Below are 21067 nucleotides of genomic sequence, written 5' to 3'. Positions count from 1 at the left end.
AAGATTTCTCAATATTGGAAGTGAGATAATGATAAAACAGAACCAACGAAAATTTAACACTATACATGTCTTTGTAGACGCTTTATCTGCTATTTTAAGTATTATAATTGCTTTATTTATATCAATTAATATTCAAAAAATAGACCTTAGCAGTACGCATATAAAAAATGACGGTTTTGTTTTAATCATACTTTCTTTGGGTTTAGTTCTTCTACATCTTATGCTATATGCTCTATATGACCTATATCGCTCTTATAGAACAACTCGTTTGAGATATGAAGCTATAAATATAATCAAAGCAAATATTACCGCTTTCTTTATACTTGAACTCATCTTGCTTATAACTGAATCTATCTATCAGTTACAGCTTTTTTTAATTATCTTCTTTCTATCAGATACGATGATAACTATCGCATATAGATTTTTTTTAAGAAAAATATTACGATATCTAAGAAGCAAGGGCTATAATAAAAAATATATAGTTATAGTTGGTATAAATAACTGTACTGAAAAATTTATAGAGAATATTAAAAAAAATCCTGACCTCGGCTATGAGATTGCAGGATATTTTAGTGAAAAACCATTAAGCAGCATAAAAAAGCCTTTTCTTGGCTCTTATAAAGCTCTTTCAAGATATTTTGAGTCTAATACCATAGACGAGGCTGTACTTATGACAAGTGATAACAACGAAAAAATCCTACTGACAGTTTATAATATTTGCGAACGCTTTGGAATAAAAACTTCAATCATTCCAAATATATTCGGCTCATTTTCTTCAAGAATATATATCAGCAACTTTGGCTCTGTGCCGGTAATGAGTCTAAGAAATGTCCCGCTTGATAACAGATTTAATGCCTTTATAAAGCGTTTATGCGATATTGTCATATCAATTATAGGAATCATAATAACCTCCCCGCTTATGCTCGGCGTTGCAATAGCTATAAAGGTTACATCTAAAGGTAAGGTTATATTTAAACAGGAGCGTATAGGTTATAACAGAAAAAGATTTGTTATGTACAAATTTCGCTCTATGAAAGAAAATTCTGAAATCTTAGATAAAATGACAGAAAAAGATGATGAACGTTGCACAAGGGTCGGAAAATTCATAAGACGTTTCAGTATTGATGAGCTTCCACAGCTTTTCAATGTACTTATAGGAAATATGAGCCTTATAGGGCCAAGACCCGAAACCCCTTTTTTCGTTCGGAAATTTCAAAAATCAATTCCTCAATATATGTTAAAACATTATGTTAAACCTGGTATGACAGGCTGGGCACAGGTGAACGACCTAAGAGGCGGAAATACTTCTATTGAGGAACGAATTAAATATGATATGTATTATATAGATAACTGGACATTTATGTTTGATATAAAAATTCTATTTATGACCATAACCAAAGGCATTTTCTCAAAAAATGGATTTTAACTTGGAGGAACAATATGCTGATTTATCATTTAAACAACTTACTTATATTAGTTTGGGCAGTAATACTCTGCTTTCATAAGCCATCAAAAGCTAAAAATATGATATTTCTATTTTTAGCTTTCGGACAGCTTTATTTATTAACTATATTTAGATTTCTTATCGGATACGACTATGTTTTATACGCCAAAGCCTTTATGGATTTACAAACTCAAGATTTCTGGAATTTCACCTATTATGACTGGGAATATGGTTTTGTTCTTATAACAAAGCTTCTCGGAATGATTCTTCCAAGCTATACTTCTTATTTCGCAGTAATTGCAATTTTCACTCTGATTCCTGTTGCTATATTTATCTATCGCAACACAGAAAAAGTCTGGATTGGAACATTTATGTATATAAATTTCTTCCTCTTCTTTATGCAAATGAATTTTATTCGTCAAGCTATCGCAGTTTCAATAACATTACTTGCTTGGCAATTCATCAAAAAAAAGAAATTCTTCTGGTTCCTTTTAATAATTCTTTTCGCCTCGCTTTTCCATTCAACCGTACTTGTTATGATTCCATTCTATTTCATAACAAAAATGCGTCCTACCGGAAAACAAGTAATATTCTATGGCTATGCTCTAACAGTTTTCTATTTTTCTTCAACAGGAATACTTAACCTCATTACAAAAATTTTCCATCAGGAATATAATAATACACAATTCATAAACGAAGGAATTTCCTTGATTTATGCAGTAGTTCCGATTATTATTCTTGTATTTACATTATTAAATGCAGAAAAAATGCTCAAAACAAATCCAAATAACCGTTATATTATAAGTATGGTATTCGCAGGAACATTCTTTATGGTAATTATGGCAAAACATTCTATTTTGGAGCGTTTCTCATATTATTTCTTTATCTATATTGCATTACTTGTTCCGGAGCTTATTTCGTCTGTTGAGAAATATGGTTTCGGCCGTGTTAAAAATAACGCGATGTTACCAAATGAAACGCCTGCGGAAGATGTCAAAAGGTTTAAAAGACAATCAAATATACTCACAATAGTCATTTTAGTTCTATCATATTCTATATTCACATATGGTATGTTTAAGAATGCACATGGCGTTATACCATATACATCTTGGACATTTTAATTATAATTACCATAAAATCTCACAATATAGCCTCTTTTTACTGTTATTTTTTAGTTTTTCTATTATTGACAATATTGTAACTTAATGATATAATTCTATTGTACTGAAAAATGTATAATAAATGATGTTAGGAGGAACCCTAAATGAAAAAGAAGATTCTTGCAGCTCTTGCAACAGCAAGTGTAGCAGTAAGTTCTATTGCAGCAAGCGTTTCAGCAGCAAACCTTGGCGATAGTACATCAGTTAAGCCAAGTGAAGTTTCAAATGTCGTAAGCAACGGCAAAGTACCTACAACTGGCGACGCTTCTACAACTCTTCTTCTCGTTGCTGGTGCAGTAGCTGTAGTTGCTCTTACAACAATCATTGTTGCTGTAAAGGCAAAGAAAACTGCAAAATAATCCTTACAGTCGAAAATTCAATTGTGTTTTCGAAACAGCAGGCCGCTCAATCGGTCTGCTGTTTGTTGTTTATAGCCAAAAAACTATTGCCAAGCTCCATAAAATATATTATAATGAAATTGATATATTTCTATGGGTGATGATAATTTGAATAGTAAACTTGCAATATATATTTCTTGCTCCGCATTAAATAATAAACCTTGTTTTCCATTTCTTTATAATATATATGCAGGTGCTGCTTTACATAATAATATCGATTTAAATATGCTTAAAGATAATATCGGTGATAATATTTCTAAAAAAAACCCATATTATTGTGAACTTACAGTTCATTATTATGCTTGGAAAAACTCTGATGCAGATTATCTCGGTTTTTTTCATAGCCGAAGATATATATCGTTCAATCGACAAAATTTGGTCGATAAAAGTCATTCTAAAAGAAAATTGCCAAAACCATATATAGTTAAAGATTATCCGACAAAAGAACTTCTTGAAAAAAATGGATATAATGAAGAATACATTCTATCACTTCTTAAAGTTTATCCTATTATAGGAGTTATTCCTGAGAAAATGCCAGAAACTACATATCAAAATCTAATACGAACACAAAAGAATGGAGAAGCGGAATATAAATTAATTAAAGAAAAATTGAAATTGAGCTATCCTAAGTTTTTGCCTGCATTTGATGAATATATGTTTGGCAAATACTTATATTTTTGTAATATGTTTGTTATGCGTAGAGATATTTTTGATAGCTATTGCAGTTGGCTTTTTGATATTCTTGAATATGTCGATGCAAATCTGCCACAGCGTATTGAACGAGATGACGGTATGATGGCTGAAAGACTGTTCGGAGTATTTATGACATATATCAAAAAAGAAGGTTCTATAAATTGGGCTGAATTACCAAGGATTCATTTTGCCAAAGTCGGTGGTGCAACCAAAAATTTCTCGTGTAATAAGCTTGGAAATTTGATTTTCCCTCCGGGGTCTTTCAGACGAAATATATTAAGAAAAATAATGAAAGGTTGATTAAAATGTACGATTATCTAATTGTTGGGTCAGGTCTTTATGGTGCTATGTTCGCATATGAGGCAAAAAAAAGAGGAAAAAAGTGCCTTGTAATTGATAAAAGAAGCCATATCGGCGGAAATATCTACTGCGAAAATATTGAGGGTATCAATGTACATAAATATGGTGCTCATATCTTCCATACAAGTGACAAAAAGATTTGGGATTATATCAACACATTTGCAGAGTTTAATAACTATATCAACTCCCCTGTCGCTATTTATAAGGATGAACTTTATAATCTCCCGTTCAATATGAATACATTTTCTAAGCTTTGGGGCATTAAAACACCTGCTGAAGCTAAGAAAATTATTGCTGACCAAATTGCTGACCTCAACATCACAGAGCCTAAAAACCTTGAAGAACAGGCTCTCTCACTCGTAGGTACAGATGTATATCAAAAGCTTATAAAGGGTTACACTGAAAAGCAATGGGAGCGTGACTGCAAGGATCTTCCAGCATTTATCATTAAGCGTCTGCCACTCCGCTTTACATTCGATAACAACTACTTCAATGACCGTTATCAAGGCATTCCTATCGGAGGCTACACAAAAATTATCGAGAAGATGCTTGAAGGCATTGATGTTCTTACAGATACAGATTATTTCGAGTGGATTAAGGATAGCAAGAATGCAGAAAGCATAAAGAAAACACTTTTCACAGGTCCGATAGACCAATTTTATAACTATTGCTACGGTGTTCTTGAATACCGTTCTGTTCGTTTTGAAACAGAGGTTCTCGATACAGATAACTACCAAGGTAATGCTGTTGTAAACTACACCGATAGAGAAGTTCCATATACAAGAATCATCGAACATAAGCATTTCGAATTTGGCAAACAACCTAAGACTGTCATTTCTCGTGAATATTCTTCCGAGTGGAAGCTTGGCGACGAACCATACTACACAATCAACGATGATAAGAATAACACACTTTTCGCTAAATACAGAGAGCTTGCTGATAAGGAAGAAAATGTTATCTTTGGTGGTCGTCTTGGCAACTATAAGTATTATGATATGGATAAAGTTATAGCTGCTGTATTCGAGGCTATTGCTAAAGAATTTGGTGAATAAGATATAAACTTCTAATAAATTTTCAATAGGGAATCCGTTTGGATTCCCTATCATTTTACAAAAGGGGTACTGCAAGATGCTGTTATTTGAGCTATCTTTTCCTATACTTGTCGATGAAAGTAAGCTTTATTTCGATGGTAATAACACAAACTACAAAAATAACTGTCTTAATATCAAATGTGGCACTTCTTGTAGTTTGTGCAGTTACTTTAACAGCTTTTCCGCAGGAAAATATAAAAAATATACCCTTGCCAAAAATATTGCCTTTAAAATTAAAATTCAAGGCTCTGCCGAAATTTTTATAAAGCGTGAAAATGGCAACATTATTACTTCAAAACTTATAAAAAATAGTAATCCTGAAACTGTTTCAATAAGCTTTTCAATTTCAGAGGCTAAAGATGGAGAAATTTTTTATCCCGAAATATTGGCAAAAAGTGATTGTCAAATTTTTTCTGGTTCTTATGAAACTGAAATAAACCTACAAAGAGATATTTTTCTTGCTGCATCATTCTGCACATATAAGCGTGAAAAGTACATTATTTCAAATATGGAACGTCTGCGTGATTTCAGTTTAAAGTATTCTATACCTCTGAAGGTTTTTGTTATAGATAATGGCTCTACACTGCCTGAAACACTTTCTGACAGTACCATTACAATTATACATAATCCAAACTGTGGTGGCAGTGGAGGCTTTGCAAGAGGTTTGCTTGAAGCTGTTAATTTTGGCTGTTCACATATCATTTTTCTTGATGATGACATAACTCTCGATACAAATGTTATTCTCAAAACCTATTCCCTACTAAAAATCCTAAAACCCGAATATTATGATAGCTTTATTGGTGGTGTAATGCTACATTCTGAGATTCCATATCTACAACACGAATGTGGCGCTTTATGGGACGGATTCTACCTTTCACCTATTGGTCACGAAGTAGATTTGCGTAAAAAAGAAAGCATTATCGAAAATGATAAACTTCCAAAAGCAGATTATCAAGCCTGGTGGTATTGTTGTTTTCCAACTGCATTTGGGGAAAAATTCGGTTACCCTATGCCATATTTTATCAAAAGCGATGATGTAGAATATGGTATTCGCTGTCGTAAACCCATAATAACCATGAATGGTATTGCTGTTTGGCATGATGGCTTTGAGGGAAAATACGCAGGACACTTTGAATACTATATAAAAAGAAACGAACTTATAAATACTGCTCTCCATAACAAAAATACAGGCGTAATTACAAATATCCGAAAACTATTTGCATCAATTACACGCTTCACACTATTACAAAGATATTTTCTTGCAGAATTAATAGTTAAAGCATATGATGATTTTATGGAAGGGCCTGAAAAGCTTCTCAGCATAGATATTGCAGAATATAATACTTACCTTTCCTCACTCGCAAAACCTTCAAATGATAATAGCATTATTGGCAATGCGAAAGTTATTTCTAAGCCTAAGATAGTAAATTTTGCAATATATTATCCAAGCTTCGGAGGAAATATTTTTCCATCAAAGAACATTTGCATAAAACTCCCCTTGACAGATACCGAGGTCAGAAAGACATTTCGTGCAAGATACATTGCACATACTAAATCAGATGGTTCGTTTGCTTTTGTCACTAAACTCAAAAAACGAAAACTTTTTTGGGTTGTTGGGCAGACAATTCGCATATTTTTTAAATTTCTAACAAAATATAAGAAAGTTAGAAAAGCTTATATAAGTAATCAGAAAAAACTAAGCTCAAAACAATATTGGCAAAATTACTTCTCAAAATAAGTCAAAAAGAGCTAATCTTCTTTGATATGTACCCTCTTTGCTGGACAAAACCAGTAAGGAGGGTTATTTTTATGCGTTATAGTTATGAGTACAAAAGAAATGCCGTAGAATTATATCGACAGGGTCAATGGCCTGATACACCAGATGGTCTAAGCACTAAGGCGTTTCATATAACAGTTCGTAAATGGGTTAGAATTGAGGATGCATGTGGTCCTGATGCATTAAGACACAAAGGGAATAACAAAGAATGGACTCCAGAGGAACGTTATGCCTTAGTTGCACGTGTTTTGGCTGGTGAATCTAACAAATCTGTTGCATTTTCTGCAGGAATAGGTGATGGTCTATTATATCAATGGGTTCACAAATATATGATTTTGGGATATAATGGTCTTGTAAATTGTAAGAAAGGTCGTCCCAAAAAGAATCTAGATATGAAGAAGATTAATTACAATAAGCCAAGGAAGTTAGAAGAATCAGAATATGAAGAATTAGTTAGACTTCGTGCCGAAAATGAATATATCAAGACAGAGATTGAAGTAATAAAAAAAGAGATCGCCTTGAGAGAAAAAAAGGAAGCTGCGCATCTCAAGGCGAAAAAGCGGCAATAATCAAAGAACTCAGAGAAAAAGGATATCAATTAAAGTATCTTCTTAAAGCTATGCAAATGGCTAAATCCACTTACTACTTTGAGCTTAGCAAAGAAGATGTTATTGCTGTAAAAAATGCGGATTTGGTTAAAGAAATCGAAATTATCTTTGAACAAAACAAATGCAGATATGGCGTTAGACGTGTCTACAGAGAACTACGTAATAGAGGCTATGAGGTGAATCACAAACGAGTACAGCGCATTATGCACGAAACTAGAATGATAGGCAAGCGTCCAAAGGAGAAATATCATTCTTACAAAGGTGAAATTGGAAGAATTGCTAGCAACATAATAGATAGAAATTTTACTGCCGATAAACCACTTCAAAAGTGGACAACCGATATATCTCAGTTCAATTTTTCTTGGGGTAAATGTTATTTGTCTCCAATACTTGATATGGCAACAAATGAAATAATATCTTATGACATCTCATTAAGCCCCAATATGGAACAAATAAAAAGAATGCTTGATCAAGCATTTAGAAGTTTCCCAAATGTAACTGGATTGATTTTTCATTCAGATCAAGGATGGCAATACCAGCACACTTACTATCAGAATTGTTTAAAAGAACATGGCATTATCCAGAGTATGTCACGAAAGGGCAATTGCTACGATAACTGTATTATGGAAACATTCTTTGGTAGGATGAAGAATGAAATGTATTATGGGTACGAAAATGCTTATAAAACATTTGATGAGTTTGCAAAAGCTGTCAAAGAATATATAGATTATTACAACAATAAAAGAATTCAGGCAAAAACAAAATGGATGCCTCCTGTACAATACAGGAAGACATCCATGTGTTCAGCTTAATTTATAAATATGTGTCCAGAATTCTGGGTACATATCACTTTAAATTCAGAAGATTAGCTCTTTTATTTATGATTTATTATTTAATTCCAAGATAGTTTAGCCAGAATTCATAAGATGTATATTCATCTTTTTTCTTTCTGAATTCTTCTTCAACCTTCTTATGATTTTTCTTGTAATTTCTTAAAGTCTTTTTATAATGCTTGCGAAGCTCAAGATATTTTTTTCTTGAAAGAACACGCATAGCACCGGTATTTTCATAAGGATTAACAGCAAGTAAAACCTTTCTTTTATATTGCTTTTTCGGGCAGTTAAACCAGTCGTAAGCAATTACGCCAACCTCATCAGTAAGCATAAATTTTGGATATAAATGTCCATTCACTGTAATCTTATAAAATACTTTCTGCCAGAATCCAAGCTCTTCAAATTTATAAAGATTATCAAGATTAACCTCAATATCAGGATAATTTTCCTCTATTGGTACAAGCTTTTCGTTCATCGCACCATGTTCTTTCATAATGCGCTCACCCTCAGGCTTAAAGAGAAAATCAGGGCCTTTCATAAAGTCATCAATAGATTCAAGTAAAAGTTCACAACTATTATAGTTAAATCTGCGGATTTCAACCTTAAAGAAATCTGTAATTCTCTTAACAAAGTCTATATCTTGGCATACTCCACTGAATGCTTGGAAAATAAGGCTGTTTCTATGAACCTGATAAAGCTCCATAGCGGCATTATATTTTGTAACAAAGCCCATATGCCAAATACAGATACCATTCAATGTGATAAATTTCGCATCATTTCTAAGGCTATACTCAACATCATCACCACGAATAAAGAGCGGAAGTGGAAGCTTGTTTGCCTCGATATATGTTGTAGGAATACAGCAGTACCACCAACCTGCATAATGGTCATCAAACTTATCATAGTTTTCCTCGTTTTTAACAACAGAATCCCATTTCTGAAGCTCAAATGAAGGCTTTTGAGGACCATATGAACCGTCTTTATGTACATAACCGACATCTTCATGCTGAACATTCATTTTTTCATAGTAAAGCATAGCGCCACTGACAAATCTATCCTTATACTCATCTTTAATGACTCTGAGAAGATAGAATGTACGTTTTAAACTCTCTGCAACGATAATAACATCATCGTCCATAAGAAGAACATGAGTAGGTTTTTTCTTACCACGCAGGGCTTCAATCATGCCTCTTGCATATCCACCTGAGCCACCAACATTCTGGTTCGGGAAAACATGCATCTTACTGCCATTGAAATCATCGGGATTAAGCGTTCTGCCATTATCGACTATATTAACATAAAAATGGTCTGAGCATTCATCATCACAATAAAGAATTTCATTCTTTAGCATCTCTGCATTTTTAGTAATAAATTCTTCTTTCTTAAATGTAGTTGTAGCAATAGCTATATCTACATTGCGAATTTGCTCCTCGTCAATCTCTGTTGCATAGTAGCCGGAATATATTTCACATTCTGAAAGTGAAGAAATCTGAAAAGAAATAACCGAACTCTTTTCTTGCTCGAAATTAATAACAAGCTCTGTTGGTTCTGGGAAATTATAATGTTTATCCTCAGAAATTTCTTTTTCTATAACATTGTTTCTAATATAATGGCCAAAAGTGTTTACAAAAAAGTGTCCCTTAATTTTCAAATGAAGTGATACATTTGTTATGTTGGTAAAGTGTTTCCATTTTTTAATAGAAAATGAATTAAAATAAGTAAAAAATTCAACAAAACGATACTGTGGAAGCATATAGCAACCACGCTCATCGTTATAAAATAATCTATCTCCACGATATTGAAGCCACCAATGTTCGTTGAGATACTTGTTAGTTGGAAATACTAAATTTTGAAGCTTTAGTGTAACAAGACCCATAGATTTTAAACTCTCCTAAAACATAAATATTATTTATTTGTAAAATTATTTTTTGAATTTATTAGTACTATAAATTCTTTTAAAGCATTTTTCAAAACAAAATTACATTTTTTCATATATATATAATGATACAGCCTTAAAACCTAATTGTCAACAACATTCTTGCAATACTGATATAATACTACAAATCACACATTTTTTATATGTAATAATTAGTATTTATTACCAAGCGGAGACATAAGTTCATCATATTTATTAGATAAAGTTTCTGAAAAAAGGAAATCTCCCATCTTATACGCTGCAAAAGATGCCTTATTATATAACCTTCCGTGCATTTTTTCTATAATTTTCTTGAGAATCGGCTCAGACCATTCCCACAAATCCTCTGCTAAATCCTCACAATGCAAAATAATATCCATACACTGCTCAAGAGCATTTCTGCCTAATACAGTATTATACCATTCATCAATAGAATGAAGCCTTGGAATAAGCATATCAAAAACTTTTGATGCCTCGTTATATTGATTGTTCTTATTATAGATTGTAAGAAGCTCAAGCATACGGTTGCAAATTGCATAGTTATTGCCGGTCATAACCTCCATATTTAAGAGCATTTTTGCACAATAAATCTCATTATCAATATCACCAATATTCTTAAAATTCCTCATACAGAAATACATCTTGGCTTCATCGCATATATCATCTGAATATGTATACTCAACAAGCAATTTTTGGGCAAGTTTCTTTTCATCAAGCTCTACTAAAAGTTCAATTGCTTCTTCAATATTATAACTTTCAAGCGTTGGAGAAACATATTCGCTATTATATCCACAATAGCAGTCGAAATTAGCTTTCTTTGCCCTCTCAAAAAGCATATCTCTATCTGGAACATCATACTTATTCATCAATTCAGTAAGAATTTCAAGACATCTTCCTATTCCCTGAAAGCTGTTGCTTTCTCTATCAAACAATTCCTCGTTAAATAGCTTTAGAATCAAGCCATCAATTCTAAAATTCTCCTCATACTTTTTAGTATATAAAATAGCATATGATAATCTCAATCTATTTTTATAATTTGCGTCACTTGTACCATATTCTTTTGTATAAATCTCTTTATAACAATACTGTTCTATATTTCCGTCTAACGCTAAAGCTAATTCTTCATCATACTTTTCAAAAAGTTTTTTTAATAGCTTTTGGTAGTCTGTCATTTCACACCTCATCAAGAATGAATTATCATAAACTTTCTAATTTCTCTTGCGGCATTATTACCGTCATTCAAGCCCCATTCATAAACAGCTCTAAGCTTATCTCTGTTTCGTGTATATCTGCCGACAGGCATAGGCTCTGGTGGTTGAATAACGATGGCCTTTCCCTGTTCTTGTAGTTTATAGCAAAGCTCCTTTTGTCTATTATATACAGCCGGTCTTACCAACATAGTTTCTACAAAATTCGGATAATCCTTAAATTTTTTTCTCAATATAGGCTTAGGGAAATCTGGTTTCGGTGGTTTTCTATAATATTTATCCTGTGTCAAAATAATAATATTATATTCGTGGCCGTCTGAAATAGCCTTTTCAATCAAAATAGGGTCGCCTATACCTCCATCAAGAAGCTTATAATCTCTGAAATTAACAATCGGTGATACAAGTGGCAAAGAAGATGAAGCTCTTACAGGTATAAAATCCTCGTCTAAATCTTTTTTAGTAAAATACAAAGGTTTACCGGTAACGCAATCCGTTGTACCTATTGTAAGTCTTGTATGACTTTTAAAAAATTCATAATAATCAAATGGCACAAGCTCTCTTGAAAGCTCATTAAATATAAAATCCAAGCCGAAAACCGAACCCGTTTTAAAGTATGAATTAATGCTAAGATACCTCGGGTCATGAATATATTCATCAAATATTTTATAATTCCTGCCACGCTGCTTAGAAATATAACTAAGCGAATTACAAGCACCGGCCGAAACTCCATAAACATCATTAACAAATATCTTATTATCAATCAAGGAGTCAAGCACTCCCGCAGTATAAACTCCACGAGTACCTCCTCCCTCAAGTATCAAACCAACTGACATAATTCCACCACCTTATAGTAATAATTTTATTATATCCTTATTTTTGAAAAAAATCCATATATTTCATAAAAAGCATTTAGACAATTTCATATCAAATTAAAATCCGGAACATATTCCTCACTTGCAGATGAAAGTTCCTGCAAAAAGCCGTCAAGCTCTGTGGTATCAAGATAATCAAGCACTCTCTGATACTCTTTTTCTGTAAGCCTTCTGTTTATTTCTGGATATTTTTCTGCATTTCCAAGCGGTGTATATTGTGCCATAAGGCTTAATAAAATTTTATCTGAAAATTGGTCAAGTATATCAAGCACATCAAGAGAATTTTCGATATTATTCGGCAAAATCAGATGTCGAACAATAACACCACTCTGCATAATCCCCTTATCATCAAACTTTGCCTCTCCCCTTTGACGAATCATTTCTTTAAGCGAAGCAAGAGCATTTTCCAAATAATTCGGTGCATTGGAATATTTTTTTGCAAGAATGTTACTTGCATATTTAAAATCAGGCATATAAATATCCACTATGCCCTCGAATTTACGGATTGTTTCAGCACTTTCATAACCACCAGTATTAAAAGCAATCGGCACAGACGGACGATATTCCTTGAACACATCAAGCAAAAATTCAGCATAAGGTGTCGGGCTGACAAGATTTATATTATTAACTCCCTGTTCTATCAATTCTTCACAAGCATTGATAAAATCTTTTTTTGTAAAAATCTTACCAATAGGTTCTCTGCTTATTTTGCTATTCTGACAAAAAACGCAGCCAAGCACACAGCTTGAAAAGAATATCGTTCCTGAACCATTTTCTCCGCTTATACAAGGTTCTTCCCAAAGATGTGGAGCTATTCTTGCTATTTTAGGAAGTGTTCCAGCATGGCAAAAGCCTTTTCCACCGTTTTCATCTCGATAGGCCGAACATTTTCTTGGACAAATAGTACAAGCCTCTATAACATTCACAATTACTCTCCCCTCTTTCACCATAATCTTCTATAGGCGAAATTTGTTGTATATATTTACATAACATAATTCTACTTCTGCGGTAGTTCATTGATAGTTACTTCATCAGTATCAATAACCTTCCCTAATACCACCATGATTGAAACTTGTAGAGCAATTTTACAACTTCGTTGTGGGTCGATACCCACAGGGAACCCCCTGCGAAGGTTCCCTACGAAAAAACATTTCTTTAGAATGTTTTTCTACCCTCCTGCGCTTTGAGAAGGATAAAGTATTTCGCTCTCTGCGGAGAGCAACAAGGGCTTTGCCCTTGACTTATGAGCCTTTGAAAAGACTCAAGCTAAACTTTTAATTTATGTTAATCAAATTTTCGAGCGATTTTTTGAATTTCTCGTTCTGCTCTGCAGTTCTTTTTGCTGGACCTTTCAACCTACCACCAGCTCGCCTTATTTTTTGTGCCTGATAGCGTGATTGCAAAAGTGAATCTATATTTGTTTCATCGTATATAAGTCCATTTTGATTAAGTGCAAACGCCTTTTTTGATAAACACATTGCCGCAAGTCCATAATCCTGTGTTACACATATATCCCCCTTAGAGAGCATATTTACCAAATAAAAATCTGCACTATCTCTGCCCTTTGAAACTGTAATCGTTTTTGCACCATCTCGCTCTATGGAATGAGCAGTATCGCAGATTATAATACACTCTAAGCCATAATTTTTAGCCGTAGAGATAGTCAAATCTATAACAGGACAGCCATCGCCATCAATAAAAATCTTCATAATTATATCTCTTTTATTTCAAACTATTTTTATTTGCCTTTATATGTAGCAAAAGCATTATTATAAAACCTGAAATCAGCACTGAATAAAACCATAGTTGACTATTTCCACTTATAAAATAAGCAAATACCGCAAATGCAAATCCCCAGCAATACGAAAGAAGCATAGCAACTGCCCAAAATCCTATCTGCGTATGCTGTATCAAAAACAATATCAGACATAAAACTGCCGCTGCTGCAATACAATATGCAGGGTGAATTGCTAAAATTGAATAGCAAAAATAGCCACAGACAGCCGAAATTAGCAGGCTATCGAAAAGTATAATATTTCCGACAAATAGACCAAGAATCGTTGACAAAAGAGGCAAGCCTAAACCCGCTACAAGCTTGATAAAGTCTAATTGCAACAAAATTCCCCCTTTTGATATTAAAGAAAATCCCACGAAACGACTAAGCGTCCGTGGGAATTCCTTAAGCAGTTAATATTTATAAGCGGTATTACTTACCGTAGTAAGCTTTGAGATACATTTCCTTAATCTCGCTCATAAGTGGGTATCTTGGGTTAGCACCTGTGCACTGGTCGTCAAATGCATCCTCAACCATCTTATCGAGGTTATCTAGGAAGTACTTCTCGTCTACGCCGTAGTCAGCGATTGTCTTCTTAATACCAACTCTTGCCTTGAGTTCTTCGATAGCGTCGATGAACTTCTCGAATGTTTCTTCGTTTGTCTTACCGAAGATACCGCAGAAGTTAGCACACTCAACATATCTCTCAAGAGCGTGTGGATACTGATACTGTGAGAATGTACCCATCTTTGCAGGTACTGGATCAGCGTTGAAACGCATAACAGATGTGATAAGGATAGCGTTAGCAACACCGTGTGGGAGGTGATGATAAGCACCAAGCTTATGTGCGAGTGAGTGGCAAACACCGAGGAATGCGTTAGCGAATGCCATACCAGCCATGCAAGATGCATCTGCCATCTTCTCACGAGCGTGTGGATCGTTAGCACCGTTTTCGTATGCTGACGGGAGGTATGTGAAGATGTTCTTCATTGCCTTAAGAGCAAGACCATCTGTGTAATCTGTTGCCATGATTGAAGCGTAAGCCTCGAGAGCATGAGTAAGAGCATCGATACCGGATGCACTTGTAAGACCCTTTGGCTGGTTCATCATGTTGTCAGCATCAATAATTGACATATTTGGAAGGAGCTGATAGTCAGCAAGAGGATACTTTTGACCTGTCTTTTCGTCTGTGATAACAGCGAAAGGAGTAACCTCAGAACCTGTTCCTGAAGATGTTGGGATAGCTACGAAGTAAGCCTTCTCGCCCATTGTTGGGAATGTGTAGATTCTCTTTCTGATATCCATGAATCTCATAGCCATATCCTGGAAGTTTGCTTCTGGATGTTCATAAAGAACCCACATAATCTTACCAGCGTCCATAGCGGAACCGCCACCGAGAGCGATAATAACATCAGGCTCGAACATTCTCATAGCAGCTGCGCCTTCCTCAGCAGAAGCGAGTGTTGGGTCTGGCTGAACATGATAGAAGCAAGTATGCTGAATACCCATCTGGTCAAGCTTCTCTTCGATTGGCTTTACATAACCATTCTTATAAAGGAAGGAGTCAGTAACGATGAATGCCTTCTTCTTGTGCATAATTGTGCCAAGCTCATCAAGAGCAACTGGCATACAGCCTTTCTTAAAGTAAACCTTTTGAGGTGTTCTGAACCACAACATATTTTCTCTCCTCTCAGCAACTGTCTTGATGTTAATAAGATGCTTAACACCAACATTCTCAGAAACAGAGTTACCGCCCCATGAGCCGCAGCCAAGTGTAAGAGATGGTGCCATCTTGAAGTTATAAAGGTCACCGATACCGCCGTGTGAAGATGGAGTATTGATAACAATACGGCAAGTCTTCATTGCGTGGTAATGTTTCTCAATCTTTTCCTTCTGTGCCGGGTGAATGTAGAGAGAAGATGTATGGCCGTAACCGCCGTCAGCAACAAGCTGTGCAGCCTTTGCAAGAGCGTCATCAAAGTCCTCAGCCTTATACATAGCAAGAACTGGAGAAAGCTTCTCGTGAGCAAACTCTTCGCTGATGTCTACGGATTCAACTTCACCGATAAGAATTTTTGTATTTTCTGGAACATCAACGCCTGCGAGCTTAGCGATTGTGTGAGCCTTCTGACCAACAATCTTAGCGTTAAGAGCACCGTTGATGATGATTGTCTTTCTAACCTTGTCGAGCTCGTCGCCCTTGAGGAAGTAGCAGCCTCTGTCTGCGAACTCCTTCTTAACAGCGTCATAAACGCCCTTAAGAACAGTTACGCTCTGCTCAGAAGCACAAATCATACCATTATCAAATGTTTTTGAATGAATGATAGAGTTAACAGCAAGCTTAATATCAGCTGTATCGTCGATGATAACAGGTGTATTACCAGCACCAACGCCGAGAGCAGGCTTACCTGAAGAATAAGCAGCCTTAACCATGCCAGGACCACCTGTTGCAAGGATTGTGTCAGACTCTCTCATAAGCTCATTTGTGAGTTCGAGTGATGGAACATCAATCCAGCCGATGATGCCTTCCGGAGCACCGGCAGCAACAGCAGCGTCAAGAACTACCTTTGCAGCAGCAATAGTAGACTTCTTTGCACGAGGGTGTGGGCTGATAAGGATTGCGTTTCTTGTCTTTAAGCAGATAAGTGACTTAAAGATAGCTGTAGAAGTTGGGTTTGTTGTTGGGATAACAGCACCGATAAGACCGATTGGCTCTGCAATCTTCTTAATTCCATATGCTGTGTCCTCTTCGATAACACCACAAGTCTTTGTGTTCTTGTAGTAGTTGTAGATATATTCTGATGCGTAGTGGTTCTTAATAACCTTATCCTCTACAACGCCCATGCCTGTTTCAGCAACAGCGAGCTTTGCAAGAGGGATACGCTGCTTATTAGCAGCATCAGCAGCAGCAAAAAAGATTTTGTCAACCTGCTCCTGAGTGTAATTAGCAAAAATTTTCTGAGCTTCTCTCATTGCAGCAATCTTAGCCTGAAGAGCTTCAATGTTGTCAATGATTGTTTCAGTTGCAGTATTTTCTGCTGCAACCTCTTGGATTTTCTCCTTAGCCATGATAAGTCCTCCTGTTATAAATATAATCTGCTTTGTAGTTGTTTTGCTTACAAGAATGATTATAAGACATTGTTAAAAAAATGTCAATAAGCATTTTTATGTAATTTTCGCTGAAAAATTTTCAATTTAATTAAGGTGCAAAAAGTGTGTAGTTTGTCTGCGGAATTTTGTCTTATAAAATATTGAGATAATTTTATTTTCTGTTTAATTTTCACATATTCATTTTGTTTTAAAAATAGTAATTCCATTTTTCGGCTATTTTAAGCCTTAAATTTTAAATTTATTTGTCAAAAAAGTAGAAAATTACTTTTTCGCATAAGAAGCTATATTTTATTTTTTGTAACGACTATAAATACAGAAATCAAGGCATTTATTGTCAAAAAAAACTTTTTAACAATAAATGCCTTTCAAAAAAAGAGTTTTAAAAAGTAACTCTATTGTGTTATTTCTGTAAAGAGAAGTTTGCTTTCATTTACAGTTATTTTACCGTAGTGTTCATCTCAGTCTTAATAACTTCTGTTGCTCCAAGTGCATAAACTATATTGTCATTAGCCATAGCAATCTTCTTTAGTGTTTGTTCACACTTTTTTTGGTCAACAAGTTTTCCGCTTTCCTTATCATAAAGATAAATCGTATCTCCAAATGAAACTGCAACCGTTTTATCTGCATTAGAAATTGATTCAACCTTAATATCTGTTGAAATGGTCGCAGTAGTTTTTCCGTCTGTTGAAATTGTTACAATATCACAATCTCGACCATCAGGATATTTTGCAAGAGAAAGTGCTATTCCCTTTTCATTTGAGATATCATAATTTGTAATTGTTTTTGAATCATAGCTTATAAGATTTTTTTTATTATTTTCTATATCAAAAAAATAACTTTCATTTTTTCCGATTGCGACCGCATTTCCGTTATCAAAGAATTTCACATCATAAATACTATTATCCTTGAGTTCATACTTTGCGATATAAGCTTCTTGACTGAAATCAAGAATATATACTGCACTTACAAGCGAACCTTTCTGCGCAGAAATACCTGAAACTATTGCACGAGTACCATCGGAATTTAATGAAATATTATTTATATAATAATCTGCAAAAGAATATGCGTATTTTTCTTTGTTGTCCTTGCTATATACATTAAGCTTTGCGAGATAATCGCCGGACTGAGTTACTGCTGCAAATACACCGCTCGCTGAAATATCAGCACAGAAAATCTTATTTTTCAGAGATATATTATAAACTTCATTACTGTGGCTAAAAATTCTAATTCCAGTACCGCCAGCATTGAAAACCATAGAATAATCGCGACTTGTCCTTAATATAGGCTTTGCGAAGGCATTTCCGAGATTTTGCCTCTGACCGGCGTTATCATTCAAAAGTACAATACTTGTATCGCTTACATATACAGGAGTTTTCTCGTCCATAAGAGCGAAATTTCCGTCTGCAATCTCGTTTCCGTTTATGCTTGTAGGATACCCATCACCTTGAGATATACCAAGTAAATCATACTGAATAAATCTTGAAACATTATCCGGAGAAAGCTTTTCCCAGTTAAGTATAACCAGAAGTAAAATTACGCAGCCAAAAATTATCAGCAATACCTTCAAAAGCTTTTTTATAAGTTCAGGCTGAATTGGAGCAGGCTCATCATATTTATCAATAGGAACATCTTCATAGCTTACAACCTGTCTATCTGCAACATTTTTTTCTTTTGCGGCAGCGTGTCTTTCCCCTCTTGAAGAATGTCTTTTTTGTTTTTCATTTTCTTCATTAAATCTATTGTTTTTTTCTGCCATATATATCTAAATCCTTTCGACAATTCGATAAAAAAATCCAATATATTCTCTATTATACATTCATTCCCTAAGAAATTCAAGCCTACTATATAATGGTGTTATAAGTCGTCAAATAAATCATATTATCATTGATTTAATCTAATATCTTCTGTATAATTATTTATATAAATAAAATTGGAAGTGTTGTATTTGACCTTTTTTAAGCTGATTAAAACCTATCTGAAAAAAATCTATTTCAAGATGAAAAAATTCCTAAGATGGACGCTTGTTTCCATTGTAACAGGTCTTACTGTCGGCGGATTTAGCACACTATTTGCCTTCATGATGAATGTTGTTACAGACTTTCGTACTAATAATGATTATATCATCTACTTTCTTCCGCTTGCAGGTCTTATAACTGTTTTTCTGTATAACGCTTTTAAATTCAAAAATGATAAAGGTACAAATCTTGTTTTGTCCACGATTCATGCACAAAGTGAAATTCCTTTCAGAATGGCTCCACTTATATTTATAACTACAATACTTACCCATCTTTTCGGAGGTTCAGCAGGTCGTGAAGGTGCTGCCTTACAGCTTGGCGGAAGTATCGGAAATCAGCTTGGACGCTGGTTCAAATTTGATGATGCAGATAAACGAGTTGTAGTTCTCTGTGGTATGAGCGCAGCCTTTTCAGCAGTTTTCGGAACACCTATGGCTGCAGCGGTTTTCTCTATGGAGGTTGTCAGCATTGGCATAATGTATTACGCAGCACTTGTTCCCTGTGTATTTTCATCTCTGATTGCATCATACTTTGCAACTAATTTTGGTGTTCACGGCGAGGATTTCACATTTATAAAATTCCCATCTTTAACATTCTTCAACGCCTTTGAAATAGTCTGTCTTTCAATTTTTTGTGCTGGTATAAGCATTGCATTCTGCATTATGCTCCATAAAACAAGCGATTTACTAAGAAAATACCTTAAAAATCCTTATATAAGAATTTTTCTTGCCGGCTTAGTAATAGTTTGTCTTACATTATTATTCAATACAAGAGATTATAACGGTGCGGGAATACCTGTAATAACAAAAGCTCTTCAAGGCGAAACTGTTCCCTATGCTTTTATATTGAAAATGATTTTTACAGCTATAACTATTGGTGCCGGTTTTCGTGGTGGAGAAATTGTTCCTACATTCTTTATTGGTGCAACTTTTGGATGTCTTTTCGGAAATATCGTTGGATTTTCCCCTTCGGTCTGTGCGGCCGTCGGACTTATTGCACTTTTCTGCGGTGTTACAAACTGTCCGATAACTTCTATTCTTATCAGCTTTGAGCTTTTCGGTGCAGGCGGCATACCATTTTTTATGATTGCAGTTGCAATAAGTTATTTTATGTCTGGTTACTATGGATTATATCACGATCAAACAATAGTATATTCAAAATACAAAACAAAATATATCAATCGCCGTACCAAATATTAACGGCGAGCCATCGCTTCCTAAGACACTCAAAAGTTTCGCTTGAGCCTTTTCTACACCAGCTTAGCTGGTGAAAGTTGCTCGCAGTTTCCAAAGGATAGTCACCTAAGGCAAAGCCTTTGGTCGTCGTCCGCAGACAGCGAAATACCTTTGGGCAAAACTCAACATTCCTTTGCCTTTGAGTGGCGGATTTTATCCGCCACTTTTTCTTTTGTTAACAACATTAGTTTCATAAGGGCGGACTTTGTCCGCCTTTATAGAGCAAGAGATGTTAAGGGCTTTGCCCTTAAAACCCACGAGAGACTCCGTCCCTCGACCCTGCAAGCTTTTGAAAAAGCTTGAGCAAAACTTTTATTTGTCTTAGATAAACTTATTGGCTGAGCGGTAGTTCATTGCTAATTTCTTAATCCGCGTCAATAAACTACCCCTGCAAGTGTCGAGCGATTCCGCGTCTTGGAGGCGGCGACTCGCCGCTTAAGGGCTTTGCCCTTAAAACCTACGAGGGACTCCGTCCCTCGACCCTGCAAGCTTTTGAAAAAGCTTGAGCAAAACTTTTATTTGTCTTAGATAAACTTATTGGCTGAGCGGTAGTTCATTGCTAATTTCTTAATC

Annotated in this window: 17 protein-coding genes; 9 read left to right on the top strand and 8 right to left on the bottom strand. The window is 34.9% G+C overall.

All coding sequences use genetic code 11. From position 1 onward, the window contains the following. The first annotated feature begins 28 nt into the window (after positions 1 to 28). The 8 genes from ACLU24_RS05205 (at position 29) to ACLU24_RS05170 (ending at position 8343) form a co-directional block, all read left to right on the top strand. Complete coding sequence (locus ACLU24_RS05205) at positions 29 to 1426, top strand: undecaprenyl-phosphate glucose phosphotransferase (protein ID WP_412610810.1); 1398 nt, start codon at positions 29 to 31, stop codon at positions 1424 to 1426. A 14-nt stretch (positions 1427 to 1440) separates the two neighbouring features. Beyond that, positions 1441 to 2565, top strand: a complete 1125-nt coding sequence (locus ACLU24_RS05200) for an EpsG family protein (RefSeq protein WP_412610808.1) — start codon at positions 1441 to 1443, stop codon at positions 2563 to 2565. A 143-nt stretch (positions 2566 to 2708) separates the two neighbouring features. Then, a complete protein-coding gene (locus ACLU24_RS05195; protein ID WP_412610806.1) occupies positions 2709 to 2963 on the top strand; it encodes an LPXTG cell wall anchor domain-containing protein in 255 nt (84 codons plus the stop codon). Between the two features lie 147 nt (positions 2964 to 3110). Further along, positions 3111 to 3995, top strand: a complete 885-nt coding sequence (locus tag ACLU24_RS05190; RefSeq protein WP_412610805.1) for a DUF4422 domain-containing protein — start codon at positions 3111 to 3113, stop codon at positions 3993 to 3995. Beyond that, the gene (gene glf, locus ACLU24_RS05185; protein WP_412610974.1) at positions 3995 to 5107 is read left to right on the top strand and encodes a UDP-galactopyranose mutase; all 1113 of its coding nucleotides are present in this window, start codon (positions 3995 to 3997) and stop codon (positions 5105 to 5107) included. Before ACLU24_RS05190 ends, glf begins: the two co-directional genes overlap by 1 nt. Before the next feature lie 76 nt (positions 5108 to 5183). Continuing rightward, positions 5184 to 6884: a glycosyltransferase family 2 protein gene (locus ACLU24_RS05180; RefSeq protein WP_412610804.1), complete on the top strand. Its 1701-nt coding sequence runs from the start codon at positions 5184 to 5186 to the stop codon at positions 6882 to 6884. Between the two features lie 71 nt (positions 6885 to 6955). Further along, the gene (locus ACLU24_RS05175; RefSeq protein ID WP_412609989.1) at positions 6956 to 7492 is read left to right on the top strand and encodes a helix-turn-helix domain-containing protein; all 537 of its coding nucleotides are present in this window, start codon (positions 6956 to 6958) and stop codon (positions 7490 to 7492) included. Beyond that, entirely contained in the window at positions 7489 to 8343 is an 855-nt protein-coding gene (locus ACLU24_RS05170; protein ID WP_412610972.1) for an IS3 family transposase, read from the top strand. The genes ACLU24_RS05175 and ACLU24_RS05170 overlap by 4 nt, the downstream gene beginning before the upstream one ends. 76 nt (positions 8344 to 8419) lie before the next feature. Here the strand turns inward: ACLU24_RS05170 and ACLU24_RS05165 are convergent, their stop codons facing one another. The 8 genes from ACLU24_RS05165 to ACLU24_RS05130 all read right to left on the bottom strand — a co-directional run bounded on the left by ACLU24_RS05165 (position 8420) and on the right by ACLU24_RS05130 (position 19000). Continuing rightward, entirely contained in the window at positions 8420 to 10240 is a 1821-nt protein-coding gene (locus ACLU24_RS05165; RefSeq protein ID WP_412610802.1) for a hypothetical protein, read from the bottom strand. Positions 10241 to 10452: 212 nt separating this feature from the next. After that, a complete protein-coding gene (locus tag ACLU24_RS05160) occupies positions 10453 to 11451 on the bottom strand; it encodes a hypothetical protein (RefSeq protein ID WP_412610801.1) in 999 nt (332 codons plus the stop codon). Between the two features lie 11 nt (positions 11452 to 11462). Further along, positions 11463 to 12320 (bottom strand): patatin-like phospholipase family protein, encoded by an 858-nt coding sequence (locus ACLU24_RS05155; RefSeq protein WP_412610799.1) that lies wholly within the window; start codon positions 12318 to 12320, stop codon positions 11463 to 11465. Positions 12321 to 12406: 86 nt separating this feature from the next. Beyond that, positions 12407 to 13285 carry a radical SAM protein gene (locus ACLU24_RS05150; protein ID WP_412610797.1) on the bottom strand — a complete coding sequence of 293 codons (879 nt, stop codon included), beginning with the start codon at positions 13283 to 13285 and terminating at the stop codon, positions 12407 to 12409. 348 nt (positions 13286 to 13633) lie between these two features. Next, positions 13634 to 14068, bottom strand: a complete 435-nt coding sequence (locus ACLU24_RS05145) for a YaiI/YqxD family protein (protein WP_412610796.1) — start codon at positions 14066 to 14068, stop codon at positions 13634 to 13636. A gap of 13 nt (positions 14069 to 14081) precedes the next feature. Continuing rightward, positions 14082 to 14474: a hypothetical protein gene (locus tag ACLU24_RS05140; protein ID WP_412610795.1), complete on the bottom strand. Its 393-nt coding sequence runs from the start codon at positions 14472 to 14474 to the stop codon at positions 14082 to 14084. A 91-nt stretch (positions 14475 to 14565) separates the two neighbouring features. Continuing rightward, on the bottom strand, positions 14566 to 17202 hold the full coding sequence (gene adhE, locus ACLU24_RS05135; protein ID WP_412610793.1) for a bifunctional acetaldehyde-CoA/alcohol dehydrogenase: 2637 nt from the start codon (positions 17200 to 17202) through the stop codon (positions 14566 to 14568). 478 nt (positions 17203 to 17680) lie between these two features. After that, positions 17681 to 19000, bottom strand: a complete 1320-nt coding sequence (locus ACLU24_RS05130) for a DUF5711 family protein (RefSeq protein WP_412610792.1) — start codon at positions 18998 to 19000, stop codon at positions 17681 to 17683. Positions 19001 to 19189: 189 nt separating this feature from the next. On the opposite strand from ACLU24_RS05130, the gene ACLU24_RS05125 reads away from it, so the two are divergent. Next, positions 19190 to 20458: a chloride channel protein gene (locus ACLU24_RS05125; protein ID WP_412610791.1), complete on the top strand. Its 1269-nt coding sequence runs from the start codon at positions 19190 to 19192 to the stop codon at positions 20456 to 20458. Positions 20459 to 21067: the final 609 nt, after the last annotated feature.

Source organism: Pseudoruminococcus sp., from assembly GCF_047012705.1.
Taxonomy (GTDB): domain Bacteria; phylum Bacillota; class Clostridia; order Oscillospirales; family Acutalibacteraceae; genus Pseudoruminococcus.
This window is presented reverse-complemented; position numbering and strand designations above follow the sequence as displayed.